The sequence below is a fragment of the Candidatus Formimonas warabiya genome (assembly GCF_002777255.1).
GTDB lineage: Bacteria > Bacillota > Dehalobacteriia > Dehalobacteriales > Dehalobacteriaceae > Formimonas > Formimonas warabiya.
The window spans coordinates 3,802,899-3,821,357 of record NZ_CP017634.1; the positions used below are offsets into that span (position 1 = coordinate 3,802,899).

The window sequence follows — 18,459 nt, forward strand, 5'->3', positions numbered from 1 at the left end:
CAGAATTCCCTGAAAAAAATTCAGAGTTCGCCGGGATGATACACCCATCTTATTCCGATCCCAGCTCCTCATCACCGCATCTCCCATCTTCATATGTGACCAGCCTGATCTATCCCTAAAATAAGCCGGTTTTTCTACCTTTTTGTGAGCCCGTATAAAAAGATATGAACGATTTCATCCAGGTATCCTTGCCGTTTTTCCTGATCAAAATCTTTCATGGGCAGAAAATTTTCCGTCACCAGCAGAGAGAGCATCATTCCTACCAGAATCCGGGTGGCGACGATGGGATCGATGCTGCGAAAAATACCTGTTTCCATTCTCTTTTCCATGTAGCCAGCCACTGTCCCTAACACGTGGGTGCCAATATTGTCAAATACTTCTTTTCGAAAATCTTCATGATATTGGGCTTCTGTAAAGATTACTTTCAGTAAATCTTTATTCTGGGCGATGGTGACCAGTCTGTTTTCCAAAATAGCCCGTAAATTGGATTCTTCATCCTGATTGGGCAAGCTGTTCATCACTCTTTTTAATCCTGCCACCGCATGGGGTTCTGCCAAGGCAATCAAGATATCTTTCTTGGTGGGAAAATAGCGAAATACCGTCCCTTCCGCAAAACCCGCCTCCTTGGCAATCTCTTTGGTCGTGGTGCCGGAAAATCCTTTTTGGCTAAAAAGGCTTAGTGCGGCATCTAAAATCATTTGACGTGAATCTTTCTTCGTCTCCGACAAATCATCACCCCCTGAAAAATTGGAAAAATGAGTGAGTACTCACTTAAATTATCTGCCGAAATTATTCGTTTGTCAATACCATTATTTTACCCTGCTTCATAATTTAAAATGGGCAGGACTTTTCAGCCGGATGTTGAAATAATTGTTTACAAGGAGGCCGACAACATGAGTATGCCTAATCTAAAACTTATCCAAGTTACCATAGGGGAAAAACTTATAGAATTTGCTCAAGGAACGTCTTTGCAGGAAGTATTGCAGCATTTGACGCCGCACCCTTTTCCCATTATGGCCGCATTTGTGAACGGGGAACTGCAGGAATTGACCTATCCTCTATACGCGGACAGCACGATACAATGGATTGATGCTTCTTCGGAAACCGGAATCAGGATTTATAAAAGAAGCCTTCATTTTGTACTCTTAGCTGCCGTTACGAAGCTATTTCCCAAACACAAGTTAAAAATTGAGCATTCCATCGGCCAGGGGAATTACTGCGAACTGCGGGGAGAGGAATCCATTGGGGAAGCGGATTTGGTGAAGATTGAACAAGAAATACAGGCCGTGATTGATCATGATTTACCCATTACCCGGCGTGAAGTATCGAAAGATGATGCCATTAAATATTTTCAAAGCCAGGAAAGGCCGGAAAAAGCCAGTTTGCTGAAATATAAGCCGGGGGACACCGTAAGCCTTTATTCTTGTGAACCGATTACCGACGACTTTTTTGGCCCTATGGTACCGTCAACCGGCTGCCTGGGACTTTTTGAGCTGAAATATTTTCCCCCGGGCTTTATCATTCGCGTTCCGGACAAATCTCATCCCGAGCTGATTCCTCCCTATCAGGAGCCCAAAAAACTGTCCGTTATTTTCCGGGAATCGGAGCGCCGGGGAGAACTGATGCGGGTGGAGAATATTGCCCAGCTCAATGAAATTGTGGAAGCAGGATCCCATAATGAAGTGATCCAGATGGCGGAAACACTTCATGAAAGGGATTTAACCAAAATTGCGGATGCCATCTGTGCCGACTATCGGGATGTAAAGCTGGTCCTCATCGCCGGGCCGTCCTCTTCCGGCAAAACCACCTTTGCCCAGCGCTTATCGATCCAATTCCGGGTGAATGGAATTAAACCCGTAGCCATCTCTCTCGACGATTATTTTGTGGACCGGGCCAATACACCCACGGATGAATTCGGCGAAATGGACTATGAAAATATTTATGCCTTGGACCTGGAACTTTTTAACCGGCACCTGTCTCAATTAATTGAGGGAAAAGAAGTCCGGGTGCCTAAATATGATTTTGTCACCGGAACCAGATCCTCCCGTACCCAGCAGGTAAAGCTGGAAAAGAATCAAATTCTGATTGTGGAAGGGATCCATGGTTTGAATGAAATCCTCACTTCCACCATTCCGAAAAAAAATAAAAGAAAAATATACGTGAGCGCTTTAACCCCATTAAATATCGACGACTGCAATCCCATCTCCAGTTCCGATACCCGGCTGATCCGCCGCATGGCCCGAGATCTTCAGTTCAGGGGAAGCAGTGTGGAAAAAACTTTGAAACGTTGGCCGTCTGTGCGCCGGGGAGAAGAAAAGTATATTTTCCCTTTCCAGGAAGATGCCGATTTTATTTTTAATTCTGCGTTAGCTTATGAACTGGCGGTATTGAAAGGCCTGGTGGAACCGGAACTGCAAAAGATTACCCCCCCTTCTCCGGAACACCCTGAAGCGAAAAGGTTGACCCGCTTTTTGCAGTATTTTACTCCCATCTGTGCCGACGGCATTCCCCTCAACTCTATCTTACGAGAGTTCTGGGGGGGAAGCTGCTTTCTGGTACATTAGAAGCCAGCCCTAAGGCTGGCTTCGGGATCCGGGTACCGGTTACCGGGATCCGGGAAAACCATAGAAAAAAAGGGCACTGAAAAAGTCCATTCGCATAAGCGGGATGGATTTTTTCATATATTTTTGGTATAATTATGCATAGAAAGAAAGGATGGATGGGAGCGGGAGAGAATGCTGAGGGACAACAGTCAAATGCAATTGTCCTTGTCACCATATCAAGGGCTTTATGATATCGTGGTTCCCCAAGAACACCTGTTGCGAAAAATCAAAGAGCATATAGATTTCAGCTTTGTGAATCCCATGTTGCGGAAACAGTATTGTGAAAACTTCGGGCGCCCGGCTAAGGAGCCGGAGATGATGTTCAAGCTGATGTTTTTGAAAAAAATGTACGATTTGTCTGACGAAAAGCTAATAAGTGGCGCGCAGACCGACATGGCATACAAATACTTTCTGGATTTAGACCCAGAAGCTGAAATGATAGATCCAAGTTTGCTCACAAAATTTCGCAAGACCCGCATTACAGAAGATATTTTGGAAGATATGCTAAGAGAAACCATACGGCAAGGGATAGAAAAAGGAATCATCAAATCCACAGCGATCATAGTGGATTCTACCCATACAAACTCGGCGGCACGGCCCAAAACGGTCACACAGGTACTGAGAGAACTTAGCAAACAATTCCGCAGAAAGATTTACCGTGAGATGATAGAGCTTTCCGAAAAGTTTCCGGAAAAGCCAAGCGAAACCGCAGAATTGGCGGAGGAAATCGAATATACATACCACTTGCTTGAAAATGTCAAAGAGGACATACTGCAAAGCGAGAAAATTTCGCTGATTGAACTGTATGAGCGCATTAAGGAATTGCTGGACACACAGCGTATTCGTGAAATACGTTCCAAAAACGATGAGGATGCCCGCTTTGGGCACAAAACGGCAACCAGTACATTTTTCGGTTATAAAAGCCATCTGGCTATGAGCGAAGAGCGGATCATAACAGGCATTGAAGTCACACACGGTGGAGAAGCGGATTGCAAGCAACTTCCGGCACTACTTGAAAAATCCCAAAACAATGGTGTTGAGGTTAAGGAAATTATTGGCGACATGGCGTATGTCAGCGAAGATAACCTTGATACTTGCGAAGAAGACGGCGTGATGCTTTTCGCTAAAACGAATTCCGCTGTGGCGGCTGCTGCCGCCTCGTCGCTGGATGAAGGTTTTTCTTTCAACAAAGATGCCGGATTGTTACAATGTCCGGCAGGGGAATTGGCTATGCGTGTTGAAAAAAGGGCCGCAGAGAATGGGAATACCTATTTGAGATATGTGTTTAGCAAAGTCAAGTGCCGAAAATGCCCGCTATGGGAGCAGTGCCGTGTTGGGAAATCAAAAGCGAAAGAACGGAGTTACAGCATCACGCAGCCGAACGAGAAAAACCGCCTAAGACTTGAATTTGAAGCCGGTGAATACTTCCGTGAACGGCTGAAAATCCGGCACCGTATTGAAGAAAAAAACGGTGAAATGAAAGTGGCGCACGGTCTTGGCAAAGCCGATTCCGTGGGGCTTGACGCCATGCGATTACAAACGTATTTTACAGCGTTTGTGGTAAATGTGAAGCGGATAGTTAAGCTTTCCGCACTAAATCCGGCCTGATTGGGGCTGCTTTTTTATTTCAAGCGAAACCCAACAAATTTTCCGCTTATTCCTACGAAAATTACAACGCATATTTATGCACTGAGAAATCCCCGTCTCTAAAAACGGGGATTTTTCAGTGCCCTTGAAAAAACGGGTTTTACGGTTTTTCAGTTCTTCGGTTTTTGGTGAAGCCTAGAACATGTACTGTTGCTCAAAGCTGTTTCAGGAAAAAACTTAGACTATCTAATAAAAGAGCTTGTTCAGAAACCGGCTAAGGTCAGGGGACACACCCCAATGCATGAGAGATAATGTGCGGGGAATGTCCCCAACTAACGTACGTCGAGCAAGAATGCGCAGCTGTAGTCGCTCCTTGCCATCCATGGCATCGCGACACTAGGCCGTCCATGGCCTTCGCAACGTAGATGAGGGTTTATCAACAAGCTCAAATTTTAGCGAATACCGATCCTCTTTAAGTAATCATGAATTTTTTCAAAGGCCAGTCCTGCTGCGAACCAGGCCGGGGCATAGTCTAAACGGATATACCCCCGGAACGTGGCTAAAGAAGCGTCCCGGGCATAATTCCAGGGACAGGCCCCAATGACCAGATCCAGGATGTAGCCTGTGGTATATTCAATAAAGAATATTACCACCATCCAGACGGTCCCCCGCACCATCCAGGAATACTGCCTGACGCGCTCGTGCAGGGGCTCTAAAAATACGGCCAATCCGTAAATAGCGAACATCCATAAATAGGTCCTGCTCACCAGCCGCAAATCTCCCCTGAGGAGAGAAGCAAGTCCTGTCCAGATGACCTCGATACACCAACCAATTATTCCATAAAAAACAAATCGATTGATCATATTATATTTGTGTCATTTATGGACAAATTTATGCTTTAATTTTTATCTTACCGGGCTGGACAGGAATAAAGCCTAATTAAAAAGAAAAATTTGGCTAAAATATTGACAAAGCTCGACAAACTTGGGAGAATGTATTCATATAAAGAAATTTTTGGTTATTTTACTTTCCGATAATAGGCAAAACTGTCGAAAGGCAGTGGCGCAAAACTACAGGGCCTAAAACAATTTTTGTTATGGCAGCCAGCTACCGAAGAAGTATTTTTCTTTGTGTAGTCGTGGCTGTATTTTTTTCGGCATAAACGGCTATTCGTCCCATTTCCGCCTTAACCGAAAGGGCAAAACTGTCGAAAGGCAGTGGCGCAAAGCTATAGGGCCTAAGGTGCATAACCATGGTAGCCAGCTACCGAAGGAGGGTTTTATTTTTTGTTTGGTCTTAAATACTTATGGGCAGAAGACTTTATTGATGCAGCTGACCTTTCCCTGCAAAAGTCTCATCAACCGCTTTTATGCTTCCCGGCGAAAAGGAATATTGTCCATCTCTTGCAGATTCTAAAAAAACACCATTATGAGACTTTCAGGCACTCGATTAATGTGGCGCGCTGGTCTTTTTTAATCGCAAAGGAAATAGGACTTTCCCCGGATAAAGTAATCACCGTTACTATCGGAGGTCTGCTCCATGATATCGGCAAGATTAAAATCGCACCGCTCATTTTGGAGAAGTCGACAAAATTAACAGATCAGGAATGGCACTTAATTAAACAGCATCCCTTAACCGGGGTCAATATTTTGTCTGCCTTTCCTTGGACCAAAAAGATAGAACATATTATTGCTTATCATCATGAAAGAATGGACGGCAAAGGGTATTTAGGGCTGAAAGGGTTGAGCATTCCCTTAGAAGCAAGAATCATCTGTATTGCCGATGCTTTTGACGCCATGATCTCCCGCAGGCCCTATCAACCATCCCTGTCGTTGCATGAAACTTGTGCGGAATTGATGAAGAATTCCGGAACCCAATTTGACGCTCATTTAGCACAAACACTGGTCACACTTACTTCTCAAAAAAAATTGATTGGGGAGATAGAAATGCCATCTTCTAACGAAACCGTTCGGCAAGCCGAAATATCCCTTAAATTTTCACAATTTGAAATACCCCCCATGCAAGATGTGCTTCTAGTCGGCCGCAAAGCCCCCATCGGGCCTGAGGCGGCGCGAAGAATGGTGAATGCTTTATCACCAAATCAATATGAAATCATTCCCCAGAAGGAGGGCCATATCGAGGCAGTCATCGTACGCAAATCACTTCTGGATCTGATTCCCCAAGAGAAATTACTCCCGATCATTCTGGAAGAAGGAGTCAAAGCCGTCAGTGAAACTACGGTGGCCAAAGCTCAATTAGATCTCACAATCGTCGTAAAAAGGGTGGTTGAATTATGATTTCTGTCGTTGACAGCATCATGAAACATCCCGTGATCACGACTCATCCCGAAGAAAGCATCCGGCAGGCAGCCCAAAAGATGGACCGGTATAAAATTGGCGGGCTCCCTGTGGTAGAGGAGGGTAAAGTGATTGGTATTATTACGTCACGAGATATTCGTCAGTCCAATGGGAACAGACTTGTGGCCGACGCCATGACGGATCACCCCCTTACCATCAGTAAGGATGCTTCTATCTGGCAGGCCTTTCAGCTCATGGAAGATGCCGGCATCGAACACCTGCCCGTACTGTGGGAAAACACGCTGGTGGGGATTATCACAAAAGCCGATCTCTTATATGAAAAAGGAAAACACATTGATCCTCTGACCGATTTACATAACTCCAACTATGTCCGGTTTATCGGTGAAACACTTTTGAGAGAAGGAATAGACATTGTCGTTTTATTTTTTGATCTCGATGATTTTGGCCAATTCAACAAAAAATTTGGTCATATTATGGGTGACAAGTGCTTAAAAACCATCGGCCAAATTTTATCTTCCGCGATTAAACCGAATCAAGACTATCTGGGACGTTTCGGCGGGGATGAATTTATTGTGCTTTCCATCCGGAAAATAGAAGCATTGACAAAATGGGCGGAAGAGGCCATTCAGTTAATTGAGCGTAGTTTTCAATACAAAAACCTACCAATCACAATATCAGTAGGTTTATCGGGGGGAAAAAGACAGCGCAGACGTCATATGGATGATGCCGCAGTATTGGATGATTTGATCAATTTGGCCAGCCTTGCTTCCACCAAGGCCAAAAAAGAAGGCCACTCTTTACTGATGATGTAATGACATTGGAAAATTTCTACCTAGATGGTGCCGTTGGTCCATTTGCCGCACCGGTCACCCCAAGCAGCCACGAAGGTGCCATCCAGCTCTACCCGGATGATCTCACAATTATTGGAACACCCGGAGCAGGTAAAACTGGACGGGACAAAATCCAAGTCCGCCACATCAAAGCCCCGAAACTTGGTCTGGGCACCGCTTTCACTGATATAATCCTTCACAATCAGCGCAGCGCCAATGGCGCCCATGATGCCGAAATGCTGGGGAATGATAATCTCCGACTTCATTTCTTTCTCAAAAGCGGCTCTGATTCCTTTATTGGCGGCCACTCCCCCTTGAAAAACAAAGGGCGGCTCCAACATTTTTCCTCTTCCCAGGTTGTTAATATAATTCCGCACCAATGCTTCACAAAGCCCTTTAATAATTTCTCCTTTGGAAAAACCGAACTGCTGCTTCGCGATCATATCCGATTCCGCAAACACAGTACATCTCCCGGCGATGCGCACATCTTTTACAGCCTCTAAAGCCAGATCGCCGAACTGCTCAATGGGCACTTTTAACCGTTCGGCCTGATGATCCAAAAAAGATCCTGTTCCCGCGGCACAAACCGTATTCATAGCAAAATCAACCACAACCCCGTCATTGACAACAATGATCTTGGAGTCCTGCCCGCCGATTTCAAAAATGGTTCTCACCTCAGGATATTCAAAAACTGTGGCCGTAGCATGGGCTGTGATCTCATTTTTTACGACATCCGCCCCGACCATGATTCCCACCAACTGTCGGCCGCTCCCTGTCGTCCCTACGCCCAGCACCTTAATTTCTCCATGCTGATCACGCAAGTGCTTGAAACAAGTTTTCACTGATTCCAAGGGCTGTCCGTCAGTCCTTAAGTATTGGGAATAAAGCACCCTGCCGTCTTCCTTGATGGCCACCACATTGGTACTGACAGAGCCTACATCAATGCCCAAATACACACCTTCCATCGTTCTCCCCCTAGCTGACATGCTTAAACTTGGTGCTGTTTTTCTTGGCCCGAATTAAATCTACAAATGCCTCCAACCGGGTTAAATTGTTGGCGCGTCCCGTTTGCTCATCAAGAGACAGGGTCAGGATGGGGATATCCAGCTCTTTCGCCATTTTAGGCAGGATGCTTTGGGAAATAAGTTCCGGCAAACATCCAAAGGGCATTAAATGAACAATACCGTCAAAACCCTGCTCCTTGTAATCCACCACATAGCCCATATTTTCTCTGGCGTGGCCGCCAATACATAATTCAATATACTTTTCGCCCTTGCGAATGATCTCCAGTTCATGAGGTTTGCTAAAACGGTGGGGAATCAAATTGTAATCCACCCACTCGGAAAGGTAATGGGCTCTCCTGACTTCACAGCCCAGATCGCCTAATTTTTGTTCCACGCGCATATTGACGGAGGATTCCATCACCACATAAATTTCGCCCACAATGCCGATGCGCACCTTTTGTTTTTCCGGCACTTGATAAATCTCAATCGCGTCAATCATTTGCTGACCGGCCTTTGCCGCGCGGGTCAACTCTTCCTCCGTGAGCGCCTGATCCAGCATTTTTTCAATTCTTTCCCAGGTCATGTTGGACTGTCCCTTATTCACCTCATAGGCGCGCACAGTCTGAATCTGTTTTTCCAGGGAATCCAGGATCTTCAGAGTACGGTAGGAAAGCTTTAAAGCGTGCCACACATCCCGCCAGGAGCTTTTTCCTTTAATCTTCTTGACTTTTTTCACAAATCCCCAAAAATCCTGCTTAAAGGAATCAAAGATGATCACCTCAGCCTGATAGCCCAGGCTTCTGAGAATCTTTTCCTGAACCTCGCCGTAAAACCCGGCCCGGCAAGGGCCGTGCCCCCCCGAGGATACCAGCGTGTCTGCACCCATTTCAATTGCTTCGATATAGGTCCCTAAAAGAACCTTCATGGGAAAACAGGCAAATTCCGGACTATACTTGGCGCCCAGATCAATCGTACGTTGGGTTGGTTTAGGCGGATCAATAATTTGGTGACCTAAAAGAGTTAAAAGCTTTTTATAGCCAATTGGCGTTCCCATATAAGGAAAAGATACCTTCATTGCACAACCCTCTTCTTTTTTTTCTTTCGCAACATATCAACAAAGGCTTCAATCCTTGTTTGCAAGTGACTTTCTCCGGTATGCTCATCTACCCGCACCGTCATAAAAGGCTTATTAAACTCCCCAGAATCCAATTCCAACAGCTTCCCGAGCAGGGAATCAGGTCCGCACCCAAAGGCCGTAACATGAACAATGCCGTCTATTCTGGGATCTTTATAAAAATTTATTCCCGCTCCTAAAATTTTATTAGAAAATGTCCAAAATAGAGCTTTATTCATGGGTTTTATTTCCCGGGCGATGATTTTTTCCTCCAACATCTCAAAGGTTAAGACGTTCGCCCCCATGTCCTCTAATTTTGAAGCAATATTCATACTGACGAATTCGTCATAAACATCATAAACATAGCCGATTAACCCGATGGTCACGTCGCCCTTATGCACCTTAGGCTTTACTTCTTGAGGCTTTTCCACCAGATTCATGGCTTCATGAATCAGATACCCCTTTTTGCTGATCTTTCGGAAGGCCATCCAGTGCTTTTTGGCCTTCCTTAAAGCCCGCTTCATTTCTCTTTCTTCAATGTTAAATAGTTTCTGGACCTCCCGGTAACAATCAAGATCAGAGATGGTCTCATTTTTGGCGCTAATCTTCGGGGTAATGATTTTTCCTTCTAAAGCCGGGAAAGTATACCTGGCCATATCCGGTAAGCCCAAAAATTTGGGGCAAAAAGTGAGCCCCCGTTCCACAGAGATCATGCGGGGAATAAAGAAATAATCCACCTTCTTTTCGATCAGGTTTAAAATATGACCGTTAAATATTTTTATGGGTACGCAAATTTCCGGAACGGAAACCTTTACACCCGCATCAACAATCTTTTTTTTCGTCACATCAGAAATGATCACCTCATGGCCTAATTCCTCAAACAAAGTTTTCCACAGGGGAAAATAATAATAAAAAAGCAACGCCCGAGGTATGCCGATTTTCATGGAATTACCCTCCGAAAAGGCCTAAATAAATTTTGGAACCTATTAGTTACTAGCCCGTTCATCAAAAAATATCCCCATCAACGATAAATTATGCCCAGCTCCACAATTATGGGAAATCAATCACAAAAACAATCAAAATAAAACAAGTCCAATAGACCTGTGCTAACAGATGCCTCCTGCAGTCTTTTCGCAAAAGAGGGTACCCTGATTTTTTAATTCGACGTGAAAAAAGGAACTCCTGCAACTTAATTAATACTTAAAAAAGCCCGCCAGGGCTTTTTTTTACTTTCACAATTTATACTTCCGCCGTCGCCACAGGCTGGCGCAAGCCGAATTTTCTCGCGGGAGCGGGTGCCGATACCCGGGATGCCGGGAAACAATTGCATCATTTCCCAAGAAAAAACCCACCAAATGGTGAGTTTTCCCCTCACAAAATTGCTTCAACTGTCTTTTGCCGCCTGGGCACTTCGGGATAAGGCGATTTTTCCGGTGCGCACAATCTCGATGATGCCGTGATCCTTCAATACTTCACATAAAGCGTCTATTTTGTCTTCTTCTCCGGTGAGCTCAATCACCATGGTTTCCGGATGCACATCCACAATCTTGGCCCGGAAAATGTCCACGATGTCTACAATATCCGACCGGTTTTTCGGCAATGCCCTCACTTTAATCAAGGCCAGATCCCGGTTGATGGAGTCCACTTTCGTCAAATTAATAATTTTAATCACATCAACCAGCTTACTTAACTGGTTTACTACCTGTTCTAATTCATCTTCATTTTCCGCATCCACCACTAAAGTAATTCTCGTCATATCCGGCTCTTCCGTATGCCCGGCCGTAATGCTTTCAATATTGAAAGCCCGGCGGGAGATCAGTCCGGAAATGTGGGTAAGCACTCCCGGTCTATTTTCTACCAGGACCGCTAGTGTATATTTCATTCCTCATCCTCCTATCATCTGATCGATAGGTGCACCGGCAGGCACCATGGGCAGCACGTCTTCCTCTTCCGTAACCAAAATATCTATCAGTACCGGGCCCGTAATATGCATGGCCTCTTTCAGTACGGGCAGCAACTCATTTTGATTGGCGACCCGAAAGCCTTTGGCGCCAAAAGCTTCTGCTACTCCGGCAAAATCGGTCCCTACTTCATGCTTGGAACCGGAATATCTTTTTTCATAAAACATACGCTGCCACTGGCGCACCATCCCCAATCCCCTGTTATTCAGCACCGCTACTTTTACGGGCAGGTGATGCTCTACAGCAGTGGCAATTTCCTGAACATTCATTAAGATACTGCCATCTCCGGAGATGGTCCAAATCATTTTATCCGGACAGCCAAACTGGGCGCCGATGGCGGCAGGCAGGCCAAATCCCATGGTGCCCAAACCGCCGGATGTAATAAAACTCCGGGGATTTTTAAAGTTGAAGTACTGGGCGGTCCACATTTGATGCTGGCCTACATCCGTCACAATCAGCGCTTCACCGCAGGTCAGTTCGTCTATGGCCTGAATCACGCTTTGCGGTTTTACTTCCTTTGCGCAAGTTTGGTATTTCAACGGCCTGTCATTTTTCCAGGCAAGCACTTGTTCTTTCCAATCTTCAATTTCACCCGGCTCCACAATTTTGTTCAGCTGGGGCAGGGACCATTTTAGATGTCCTACCACCCGGATATCGGTCTTCACATTTTTGTTAATTTCCGCCGGGTCAATATCAAAATGAACAACCGCCGCATTGGGGGCAAACCGGGAAACCATGCCGGTAACACGGTCATCGAACCGCACACCGATACCGATGAGCAGGTCACAGTTCGTGACGGCCTGATTCGCAGCATAAGTACCGTGCATCCCTACCATTCCTAAGTGCATCGGTTCCTGAGAAGGAAATGATCCCAAGCCCATTAAGCTGGATACAACAGGAATCCCCGTCTTTTCCGCTAAGAGGGCAAATTCATCCCAGCCTTCAGAAATATTGATGCCGCCCCCCACAAAAAAAACGGGACACCGGGCTTTTTTTATTTCCTCCGCAACCAAGCGGATTTTGCATTGGTCTCCGGCAAACAAGGGTTGATATCCTCTTAAATTAACCTTCTCCGGGTAGTGAAAATCGACTTTCGCACCTGCGATATCTTTGGGAATGTCGATTAGTACCGGCCCAGGCCTGCCTGTACGGGCAATATAGAATGCCTGCTTAATGGCGGTAAGCAAATCCTGGGGTCTTTTTACCAAAAAATTATGTTTCGTAATCGGTGTGGTAATCCCGGTAATATCCGCTTCCTGAAAAGAATCTTTCCCGATCAGTGAAGTGGGTACCTGGGAGGTAATAAAAACGACCGGTACCGAATCCATATAGGCGTTGGCAATTCCCGTCACCAAATTTGTCGCGCCGGGTCCGGAGGTGGCAATACAGACCCCCACTCTTCCCGTAGCCCGGGCATAACCGTCTGCCGCATGGGCGGCCCCCTGCTCATGCCTGGTCAGGATATGGGTAATCCCTGAATCATAAAGAGCATCATATAAATGTAAAGCTTGGCCTCCGGGATAGCCGAAAACTAGATCCACGCCCTCTGCTTTAAGGCTCTCCACCACTGCCTGGGCTCCACTCATCAACACAGCTTTTCCCCCCATAACAATATCAATTCAAATGGTAAAGTAAAATATTTCTACTATTTTAACACCTGGCAAGAATTCTGGCAAGGAAAACCTGGGCAGGATCCCCGTGTTTTTTCTTTTTGGTCCGGATGCGCCGAAAAAAGCGAGGCCAATTCCCACATTCATTAACATAAATGAGAAAGATTTTTCAATATTGACAAATCACCTTGACCCTTGTTTTTGCCTTTTCCTACTTTTTCACTTTCCCCCTGCCGGCACTTGAACAAAAAAATTCATCTTTACGATTTCAGAGCGTTTTTCTGGCATATAAATTGCAGTAAAAAACCATAAAATATAATCACCACACAGGAGGAATGAAAAGATGACGATTACTTCTGAAATTATTGCATTAAATGAACAATATGGTGCCCGGAATTATCTTCCTTTACCCATTGTAATTTCCCGGGCGGAGGGTGTCTGGGTGGAAGACCCGGAAGGGAAAAAATATTTGGACATGTTGAGCTGCTATTCCGCATTAAATCAGGGGCACCGGCATCCCAAAATTATCCAGGCGCTGAAAGACCAAGCGGACAAAGTTACCCTTACTTCCCGGGCATTTCATAACGATCAGTTGGGTCTTTTTTTAGAAATGGTGAGTAAGCTAACCAGGGAAGATAAAGTACTGCCTATGAATACCGGGGCTGAAGCAGTTGAAACCGCGCTCAAAGCCGCCCGCCGCTGGGGCTATGAGGCGAAAAAAATTACCCCGGATCAGGCGGAGATCATCGTCTGCAGCGGGAATTTCCACGGACGGACCCTGGCCGCAGTTTCCATGTCTTCAGAACCGGCTTATAAAAGAAGCTTTGGCGCCTTTGCCCCTGGTTTCAAAATCATCCCTTACGGGGATATCGAGGCATTCAGAAACGCGATTACAGACAATACGGCCGCACTTTTGATAGAGCCCATTCAAGGGGAAGCAGGCATTGTGATTCCTCCGGACGGCTTCTTAAAACAGGCGGGGCAAATTTGCCGGGAAAATAATGTTCTGCTTCTAGCGGATGAAATTCAAACCGGGTTCGGCCGTACCGGAAAAATGTTTGCCTGTGACTGGGAAGATGTCACCCCTGATATTTTCATCCTGGGAAAAGCCCTGGGCGGAGGAGTATTCCCCATCTCAGCCATCGCCGCCAACAGGAAAATTATGGATCTTTTCGAACCTGGATCCCATGGATCCACTTTTGGAGGTAATCCTTTAGCCTGTGCAGTAGCCATCGCCGCCATGAAAGTAACCATGGAGGAACATTTGCCCGACCGGTCTCTGGAATTAGGCCGCTTCCTGGTAAATGAACTTCGGGAAATCAATAACCCCTTGATCAAAGAAATTAGAGGAAAGGGCCTATTTGTGGGAATGGAACTTCGTGTGAAAGCCCGGCCTTACTGCGAGTTGTTAAAAGAAAAAGGAGTCCTGTGCAAGGAAACCCACGACAATGTGATCCGCTTTGCCCCTCCTTTGATCATCACCAAAGAGGACCTGCAATGGGGGATAGATAAAATTAAACAGGCTTTATCAAAAGAAATCTCCCTCTAAATACCTCTTTGCCCCCTGAAAGAGACTAGAAAACTTGGCTTGCGCCAAGCCTCTGGCGACGGCGGAAGCCTTAGTTGCACTTATACTTTCAACCTTCTAGAACTTATAAATTGTGAAAGTACAAAAAAAGCCGGTTGTGATCGCGCAACCGGTTTTTTTATCGGGCTAAATCTTATTTAGAATCTTAATGAAAGACAGCTTAACCCTCCATCCAGCTTTCTAAACTCCGACATGTCTACTTCATGGACCACATATCCTAATTGCTCGACTTCTTTTAGCGTCTTCGGGAAACCGGCCGGAATCAGCACATGATCATTGACCCAGATACAGTTGGACGTATATAATTCATCTTCCGAAACAATGATTTTGTGAAATTCTTTAAAGGCAGGGTCTTCCACAAATTCACCCGAAATCAAAAGGTGGTTATTTTCCAGATAAGACAGCCCTGTTTTTAAGTGCAGCACTTCTTTTAACGGTACCATGGAACCGGTAAAGCCGCATTTGTTTAGGATATGAATCATTTGGCGGGCGCCCTCTTGATTGGTCCGGGCGGAAAGACCGATATAAAAATGGTCCCCCACCATCATAATGTCTCCTGCTTCCACGGTGCCCGGATCTTGGATAAATTCCATATTTTCATAGAACCTTTTTAGGACTTCCTTCATTTCTTCTTCTTCGCCTTTACGGGTGGGAGCCCCCGGGTTGGTAATAATGGCGCATTTTTTCGTACAGAGGGCAACGTCTTCCACAAAGCAAGAGTCCGGATACCTTTCATCAGCTTCTAATACCGTCACCTCAACCCCGCATTTTTTCAAAGTTTCCACATAGAAATCATGCTGCTTCAGGGCCAGTTCATAGTCCGGTGTGCCCAGGTTTGCCGTAGTAATTCCATCAATCATGGCTTGACATGGCTTTCTCACGATGGCATGTTTAAACATTAATTTCCCTCCTTAGTAAAAACAGTAGTCCTTCCCGATGCCCAGCTTCTACCGCTAAATTACATGCAAGAACAATGCCAAAATAATATCCGTCACACTACTCCCCGCACCATTGACAAATGGTTAAGGCAATCACATTCATACAGTAAAAAATCTCATCCAGGGAAATCCACTCATTGACGGCATGGGCATTTTCTACATTTCCGGGGCCGTAGAGGATAGCCGGGATACCGGCATGGTTGGTAAAAAGCCGCAAATCCGACCCGTAGGTCACGCCCCGGATCTCAGGATCCTGACCCAAAATACACCGGTGCGCCTCGCTGAGCGTTTTAATAATCGGTTCATGAATATCCGTGATGCCGGATTCAAATTGTCCTTCAAACCATTCCACGACAGGAAGATTTTCTTTTAACCAGTCATCTTTTTCCGCAGCGTGTTTTACCGTTTCCTCAAAGAGTGCTTTTGCTGCGCCGGGAGATTCACCGGGGAAGATGCCGTATCTCCCTTCCGCGACCAGTTCATCCGGCACTGTAGAGGGCCAATCGCCGCCTTTGATGGTGCCGAAACAAATCGGTGCGATATTCTTGGGATCGTCATACAAGTCGTTTCGGTAGTGATGATGCCGCTGGTATTCCAGTGTGTTAATTGCGTCAAATATCAAATAAAACTTATCAATGGCACTTATTCCTTTATTCTTCATACAAGCATGAATGGACCGGCCTCTTACTTTGATCCGGAAAGACAAGGCACCCGATTGCACCGGGCAGATTTTTAACTGGGTTGGTTCCAAAATGATCGCCGCATCCGCTTTGTAACCTTTCGCGATGTTTGCTAAGGTGCCGGCTCCGCCGGTCTCTTCTCCCACCACACTTTGAATCATGACCTCTCCGAGAGGAGAAAAACCGATCTTTTGCAAGGCTTTGATGGCAAAGATTGCCGCGGCAAATCCGGATTTCATATCGCAGGAACCTCTTCCATATAGCTTTCCGTGCGCAATTCTCCCCTGCCAGGGGGACCCTTGCCATAGTTGCTCATTTCCCGGCGACACCACGTCCATATGGCCGTTGAGGATTAAAGAGCCGGCCTTGCCTTTCTTTGGGCCTTCCGCGCCGTGCTTTGGTTTCCAGCGTCCAATCACATTGAGCCGGTTTCCAAAAGAAACGCCGTCATCACAAAAAGCGGGATGGTCCGTGATTTGATCAAAATTTATGTAATAAGCATCCACTTCCAGTCCCAGGGACTTTAATTTTTCCGCTACCACCATTTGCACTTTTTCTTCCTGGCCGGTTAAACTGGGATAGGCCATCAGTTGTTGAATAAATTCTATCATTTCTTCTTTCAGGGAATCTACTGCCTGGGATATTTTTTGCTCCAAACCATTCATTTAGCCTCATCTCCTAGCCCTCATTATATCATAAGAAAAAGCCCAGATGGGCTTTTTTCAGCATGCGGGCATCGGTATAAACGGAAAAGGGATTTTACAGTTTTTCCCGTACCAACGGCATACTCATACATCTAGGTCCGCCCCGGCCCCGAACCAATTCCGAACCTTCTATCTCCACCACATCAATGCCGTGCTTCCGCAAAGCCTCGTTTGACACTTCATTTCTGCTGTACGTCATGACCACTCCCGGCGCGATGGCCAGGGTATTGGTTCCGTCATTCCACTGCTCTCTGGCAGCCGTAACATCATCCTCTCCCCCGGTCTGGATCAGATCAAGGGCAGGGAGCTTCAAACTTTTTTTCAGCGACTTAATCAGGTTATTTTCCGCACTAACCTTAAAATTGTCTTTCCCCTGCCGGGACAGTTTATAGACATGAACCTTATCCCGGATTCCCGGATAAATAGTAAATTTATCCCTGTCAATCATCGTTAACACCGTGTCAAGATGCATAAATTCTCTTATTTCCGGGATATGCACCACTAAAATTTCTTTCAGGGGATGTTCATCGGCAAATAATTTTTTGGCGATGAGTTCAATCGCGTAGGGGGATGTTCTTTCTCCGGATCCGATGGCAATTACTTCTTTGCTTAAGACCAGGATGTCGCCCCCTTCGATACTATGGGGCATGGAACAGTTGTACCACATGGGGGAGCATTCTTTTTTGAAAAGGGGATGGTAATCATAAAGATAGCGAATAATCATCGGTTCTCGTTTTCGGGCTTCCGTGCGCATGGAATTGATACTGATGCCGTTTCCGATCACTGCGGCCGGGTCACGCATAAAATAAAGATTGGGAATGGCGTTAATATATTGGGGACGGTCACGATAGACGTAATCTGCCAAAGTACGGGGCTTTTTTTCATCTGGCAAATCCTTTTTGTATAAACCCGCCACGGCAATTTCCGCTACTTCCTCAGGCGTCTTTTCAGCCAGATAAGAAAACAATGCTTGATTCAGTTCGGGGGAAATGATCTGGTCACCGTGCAGCACTTCCTGGATAAAAAGCTTTTTCACCTCATCATTCTCCAGAACCTGCTTCAGCAAATCATCCACATAGTAGATGGTGGTGCCCATTTGACGGAGCGTATCGGCAAACTCGTCATGCTCTTTCCTCATTTTTTTCAGCCAAGGAATATCATCAAACAACAGTTCTGTTAAATGCTTGGGCGTAAGCTTTTCCAGTTCCTTTCCGGGTTTATGCAAAAGAACCGCCTGAAGCTTTCCTATTTCCGAGGTGACATCCAAAAAAGATTGTTGTTTCCCCGCAGCCATCTTGCTTGCCTCCTTTCATCAATCCAGTCAAGCCTTTATTTTTGTTGATGCAAAAACCATGCCGAAAAGGAAAAGACCCTTCCGCTTTTTTACTTTGACCACGAAGCCGGAGCAATCCTGCTATTTTAAAGGGATCGTTTTAGATCGCACATATGAATTTCAAAAATATCAACCCCAAAACCGGCAGGAGTTCTCAATTCTAAGACGAATTTTTCACTCATGACAAAT

15 protein-coding genes and 2 riboswitches are annotated in these 18,459 nt (G+C 45.7%); of the genes, 5 read left to right on the plus strand and 10 right to left on the minus strand.

Features of this window, described 5'->3' with window-relative positions; genetic code table 11:
- Window positions 1–134 precede the first annotated feature (134 nt).
- Window positions 135–728 (minus strand): TetR/AcrR family transcriptional regulator, encoded by a 594-nt coding sequence (locus DCMF_RS17300; RefSeq protein ID WP_148135571.1) that lies wholly within the window; start codon window positions 726–728, stop codon window positions 135–137.
- Window positions 729–893: 165 nt separating this feature from the next.
- Here DCMF_RS17300 and DCMF_RS17305 point away from each other — a divergent pair, with 165 nt between their 5' ends.
- Both DCMF_RS17305 and DCMF_RS17310 read left to right on the plus strand, forming a co-directional pair.
- Window positions 894–2,564 carry a nucleoside kinase gene (locus DCMF_RS17305; RefSeq protein WP_214658694.1) on the plus strand — a complete coding sequence of 557 codons (1,671 nt, stop codon included), beginning with the start codon at window positions 894–896 and terminating at the stop codon, window positions 2,562–2,564.
- A 192-nt stretch (window positions 2,565–2,756) separates the two neighbouring features.
- Complete coding sequence (locus DCMF_RS17310) at window positions 2,757–4,211, plus strand: IS1182 family transposase (protein WP_236860051.1); 1,455 nt, start codon at window positions 2,757–2,759, stop codon at window positions 4,209–4,211.
- Between the two features lie 431 nt (window positions 4,212–4,642).
- Here the strand turns inward: DCMF_RS17310 and DCMF_RS17315 are convergent, their stop codons facing one another.
- A complete protein-coding gene (locus DCMF_RS17315) occupies window positions 4,643–5,053 on the minus strand; it encodes a putative ABC transporter permease (protein ID WP_148135573.1) in 411 nt (136 codons plus the stop codon).
- Window positions 5,054–5,219: 166 nt separating this feature from the next.
- A riboswitch (cyclic di-GMP riboswitch) is annotated at window positions 5,220–5,305 on the plus strand.
- A 72-nt stretch (window positions 5,306–5,377) separates the two neighbouring features.
- A riboswitch (cyclic di-GMP riboswitch) is annotated at window positions 5,378–5,461 on the plus strand.
- A 15-nt stretch (window positions 5,462–5,476) separates the two neighbouring features.
- On the opposite strand from DCMF_RS17315, the gene DCMF_RS30350 reads away from it, so the two are divergent.
- Window positions 5,477–6,487, plus strand: coding sequence for an HD-GYP domain-containing protein (locus DCMF_RS30350; RefSeq protein ID WP_148135574.1), 1,011 nt, complete (start codon window positions 5,477–5,479; stop codon window positions 6,485–6,487).
- Window positions 6,484–7,320: a GGDEF domain-containing protein gene (locus DCMF_RS17325; RefSeq protein ID WP_148135575.1), complete on the plus strand. Its 837-nt coding sequence runs from the start codon at window positions 6,484–6,486 to the stop codon at window positions 7,318–7,320. The genes DCMF_RS30350 and DCMF_RS17325 overlap by 4 nt, the downstream gene beginning before the upstream one ends.
- Before the next feature lie 20 nt (window positions 7,321–7,340).
- On the opposite strand, the gene DCMF_RS17330 is transcribed toward DCMF_RS17325, so the two are convergent.
- The 5 genes from DCMF_RS17330 to ilvB form a co-directional block, all read right to left on the minus strand.
- Window positions 7,341–8,303, minus strand: coding sequence for an acyl-CoA dehydratase activase (locus DCMF_RS17330; protein WP_148135576.1), 963 nt, complete (start codon window positions 8,301–8,303; stop codon window positions 7,341–7,343).
- Between the two features lie 10 nt (window positions 8,304–8,313).
- Window positions 8,314–9,417, minus strand: coding sequence for a 2-hydroxyacyl-CoA dehydratase (locus DCMF_RS17335; RefSeq protein ID WP_148135577.1), 1,104 nt, complete (start codon window positions 9,415–9,417; stop codon window positions 8,314–8,316).
- Window positions 9,414–10,400, minus strand: a complete 987-nt coding sequence (locus DCMF_RS17340) for an acyl-CoA dehydratase activase-related protein (RefSeq protein WP_148135578.1) — start codon at window positions 10,398–10,400, stop codon at window positions 9,414–9,416. The genes DCMF_RS17335 and DCMF_RS17340 overlap by 4 nt, the downstream gene beginning before the upstream one ends.
- 440 nt (window positions 10,401–10,840) lie before the next feature.
- Complete coding sequence (gene ilvN / locus DCMF_RS17345; protein WP_148135579.1) at window positions 10,841–11,338, minus strand: acetolactate synthase small subunit; 498 nt, start codon at window positions 11,336–11,338, stop codon at window positions 10,841–10,843.
- Window positions 11,339–11,341: 3 nt separating this feature from the next.
- Complete coding sequence (gene ilvB, locus DCMF_RS17350) at window positions 11,342–13,003, minus strand: biosynthetic-type acetolactate synthase large subunit (protein WP_418219660.1); 1,662 nt, start codon at window positions 13,001–13,003, stop codon at window positions 11,342–11,344.
- 367 nt (window positions 13,004–13,370) lie between these two features.
- Between ilvB and DCMF_RS17355 the strand changes: the two genes are divergently transcribed.
- The gene (locus DCMF_RS17355) at window positions 13,371–14,576 is read left to right on the plus strand and encodes an ornithine--oxo-acid transaminase (RefSeq protein ID WP_148135581.1); all 1,206 of its coding nucleotides are present in this window, start codon (window positions 13,371–13,373) and stop codon (window positions 14,574–14,576) included.
- Window positions 14,577–14,752: 176 nt separating this feature from the next.
- Here DCMF_RS17355 and DCMF_RS17360 read toward each other — a convergent pair whose 3' ends face one another.
- From DCMF_RS17360 to DCMF_RS17370, 3 genes are all read right to left on the minus strand, one after another.
- Window positions 14,753–15,514, minus strand: a complete 762-nt coding sequence (locus DCMF_RS17360; protein ID WP_148135582.1) for a dimethylarginine dimethylaminohydrolase family protein — start codon at window positions 15,512–15,514, stop codon at window positions 14,753–14,755.
- A gap of 97 nt (window positions 15,515–15,611) precedes the next feature.
- Window positions 15,612–16,898 (minus strand): ArgE/DapE family deacylase, encoded by a 1,287-nt coding sequence (locus tag DCMF_RS17365; RefSeq protein ID WP_148135583.1) that lies wholly within the window; start codon window positions 16,896–16,898, stop codon window positions 15,612–15,614.
- 94 nt (window positions 16,899–16,992) lie between these two features.
- On the minus strand, window positions 16,993–18,231 hold the full coding sequence (locus tag DCMF_RS17370) for an arginine deiminase (RefSeq protein WP_148135584.1): 1,239 nt from the start codon (window positions 18,229–18,231) through the stop codon (window positions 16,993–16,995).
- Between the last annotated feature and the right edge of the window lie 228 nt (window positions 18,232–18,459).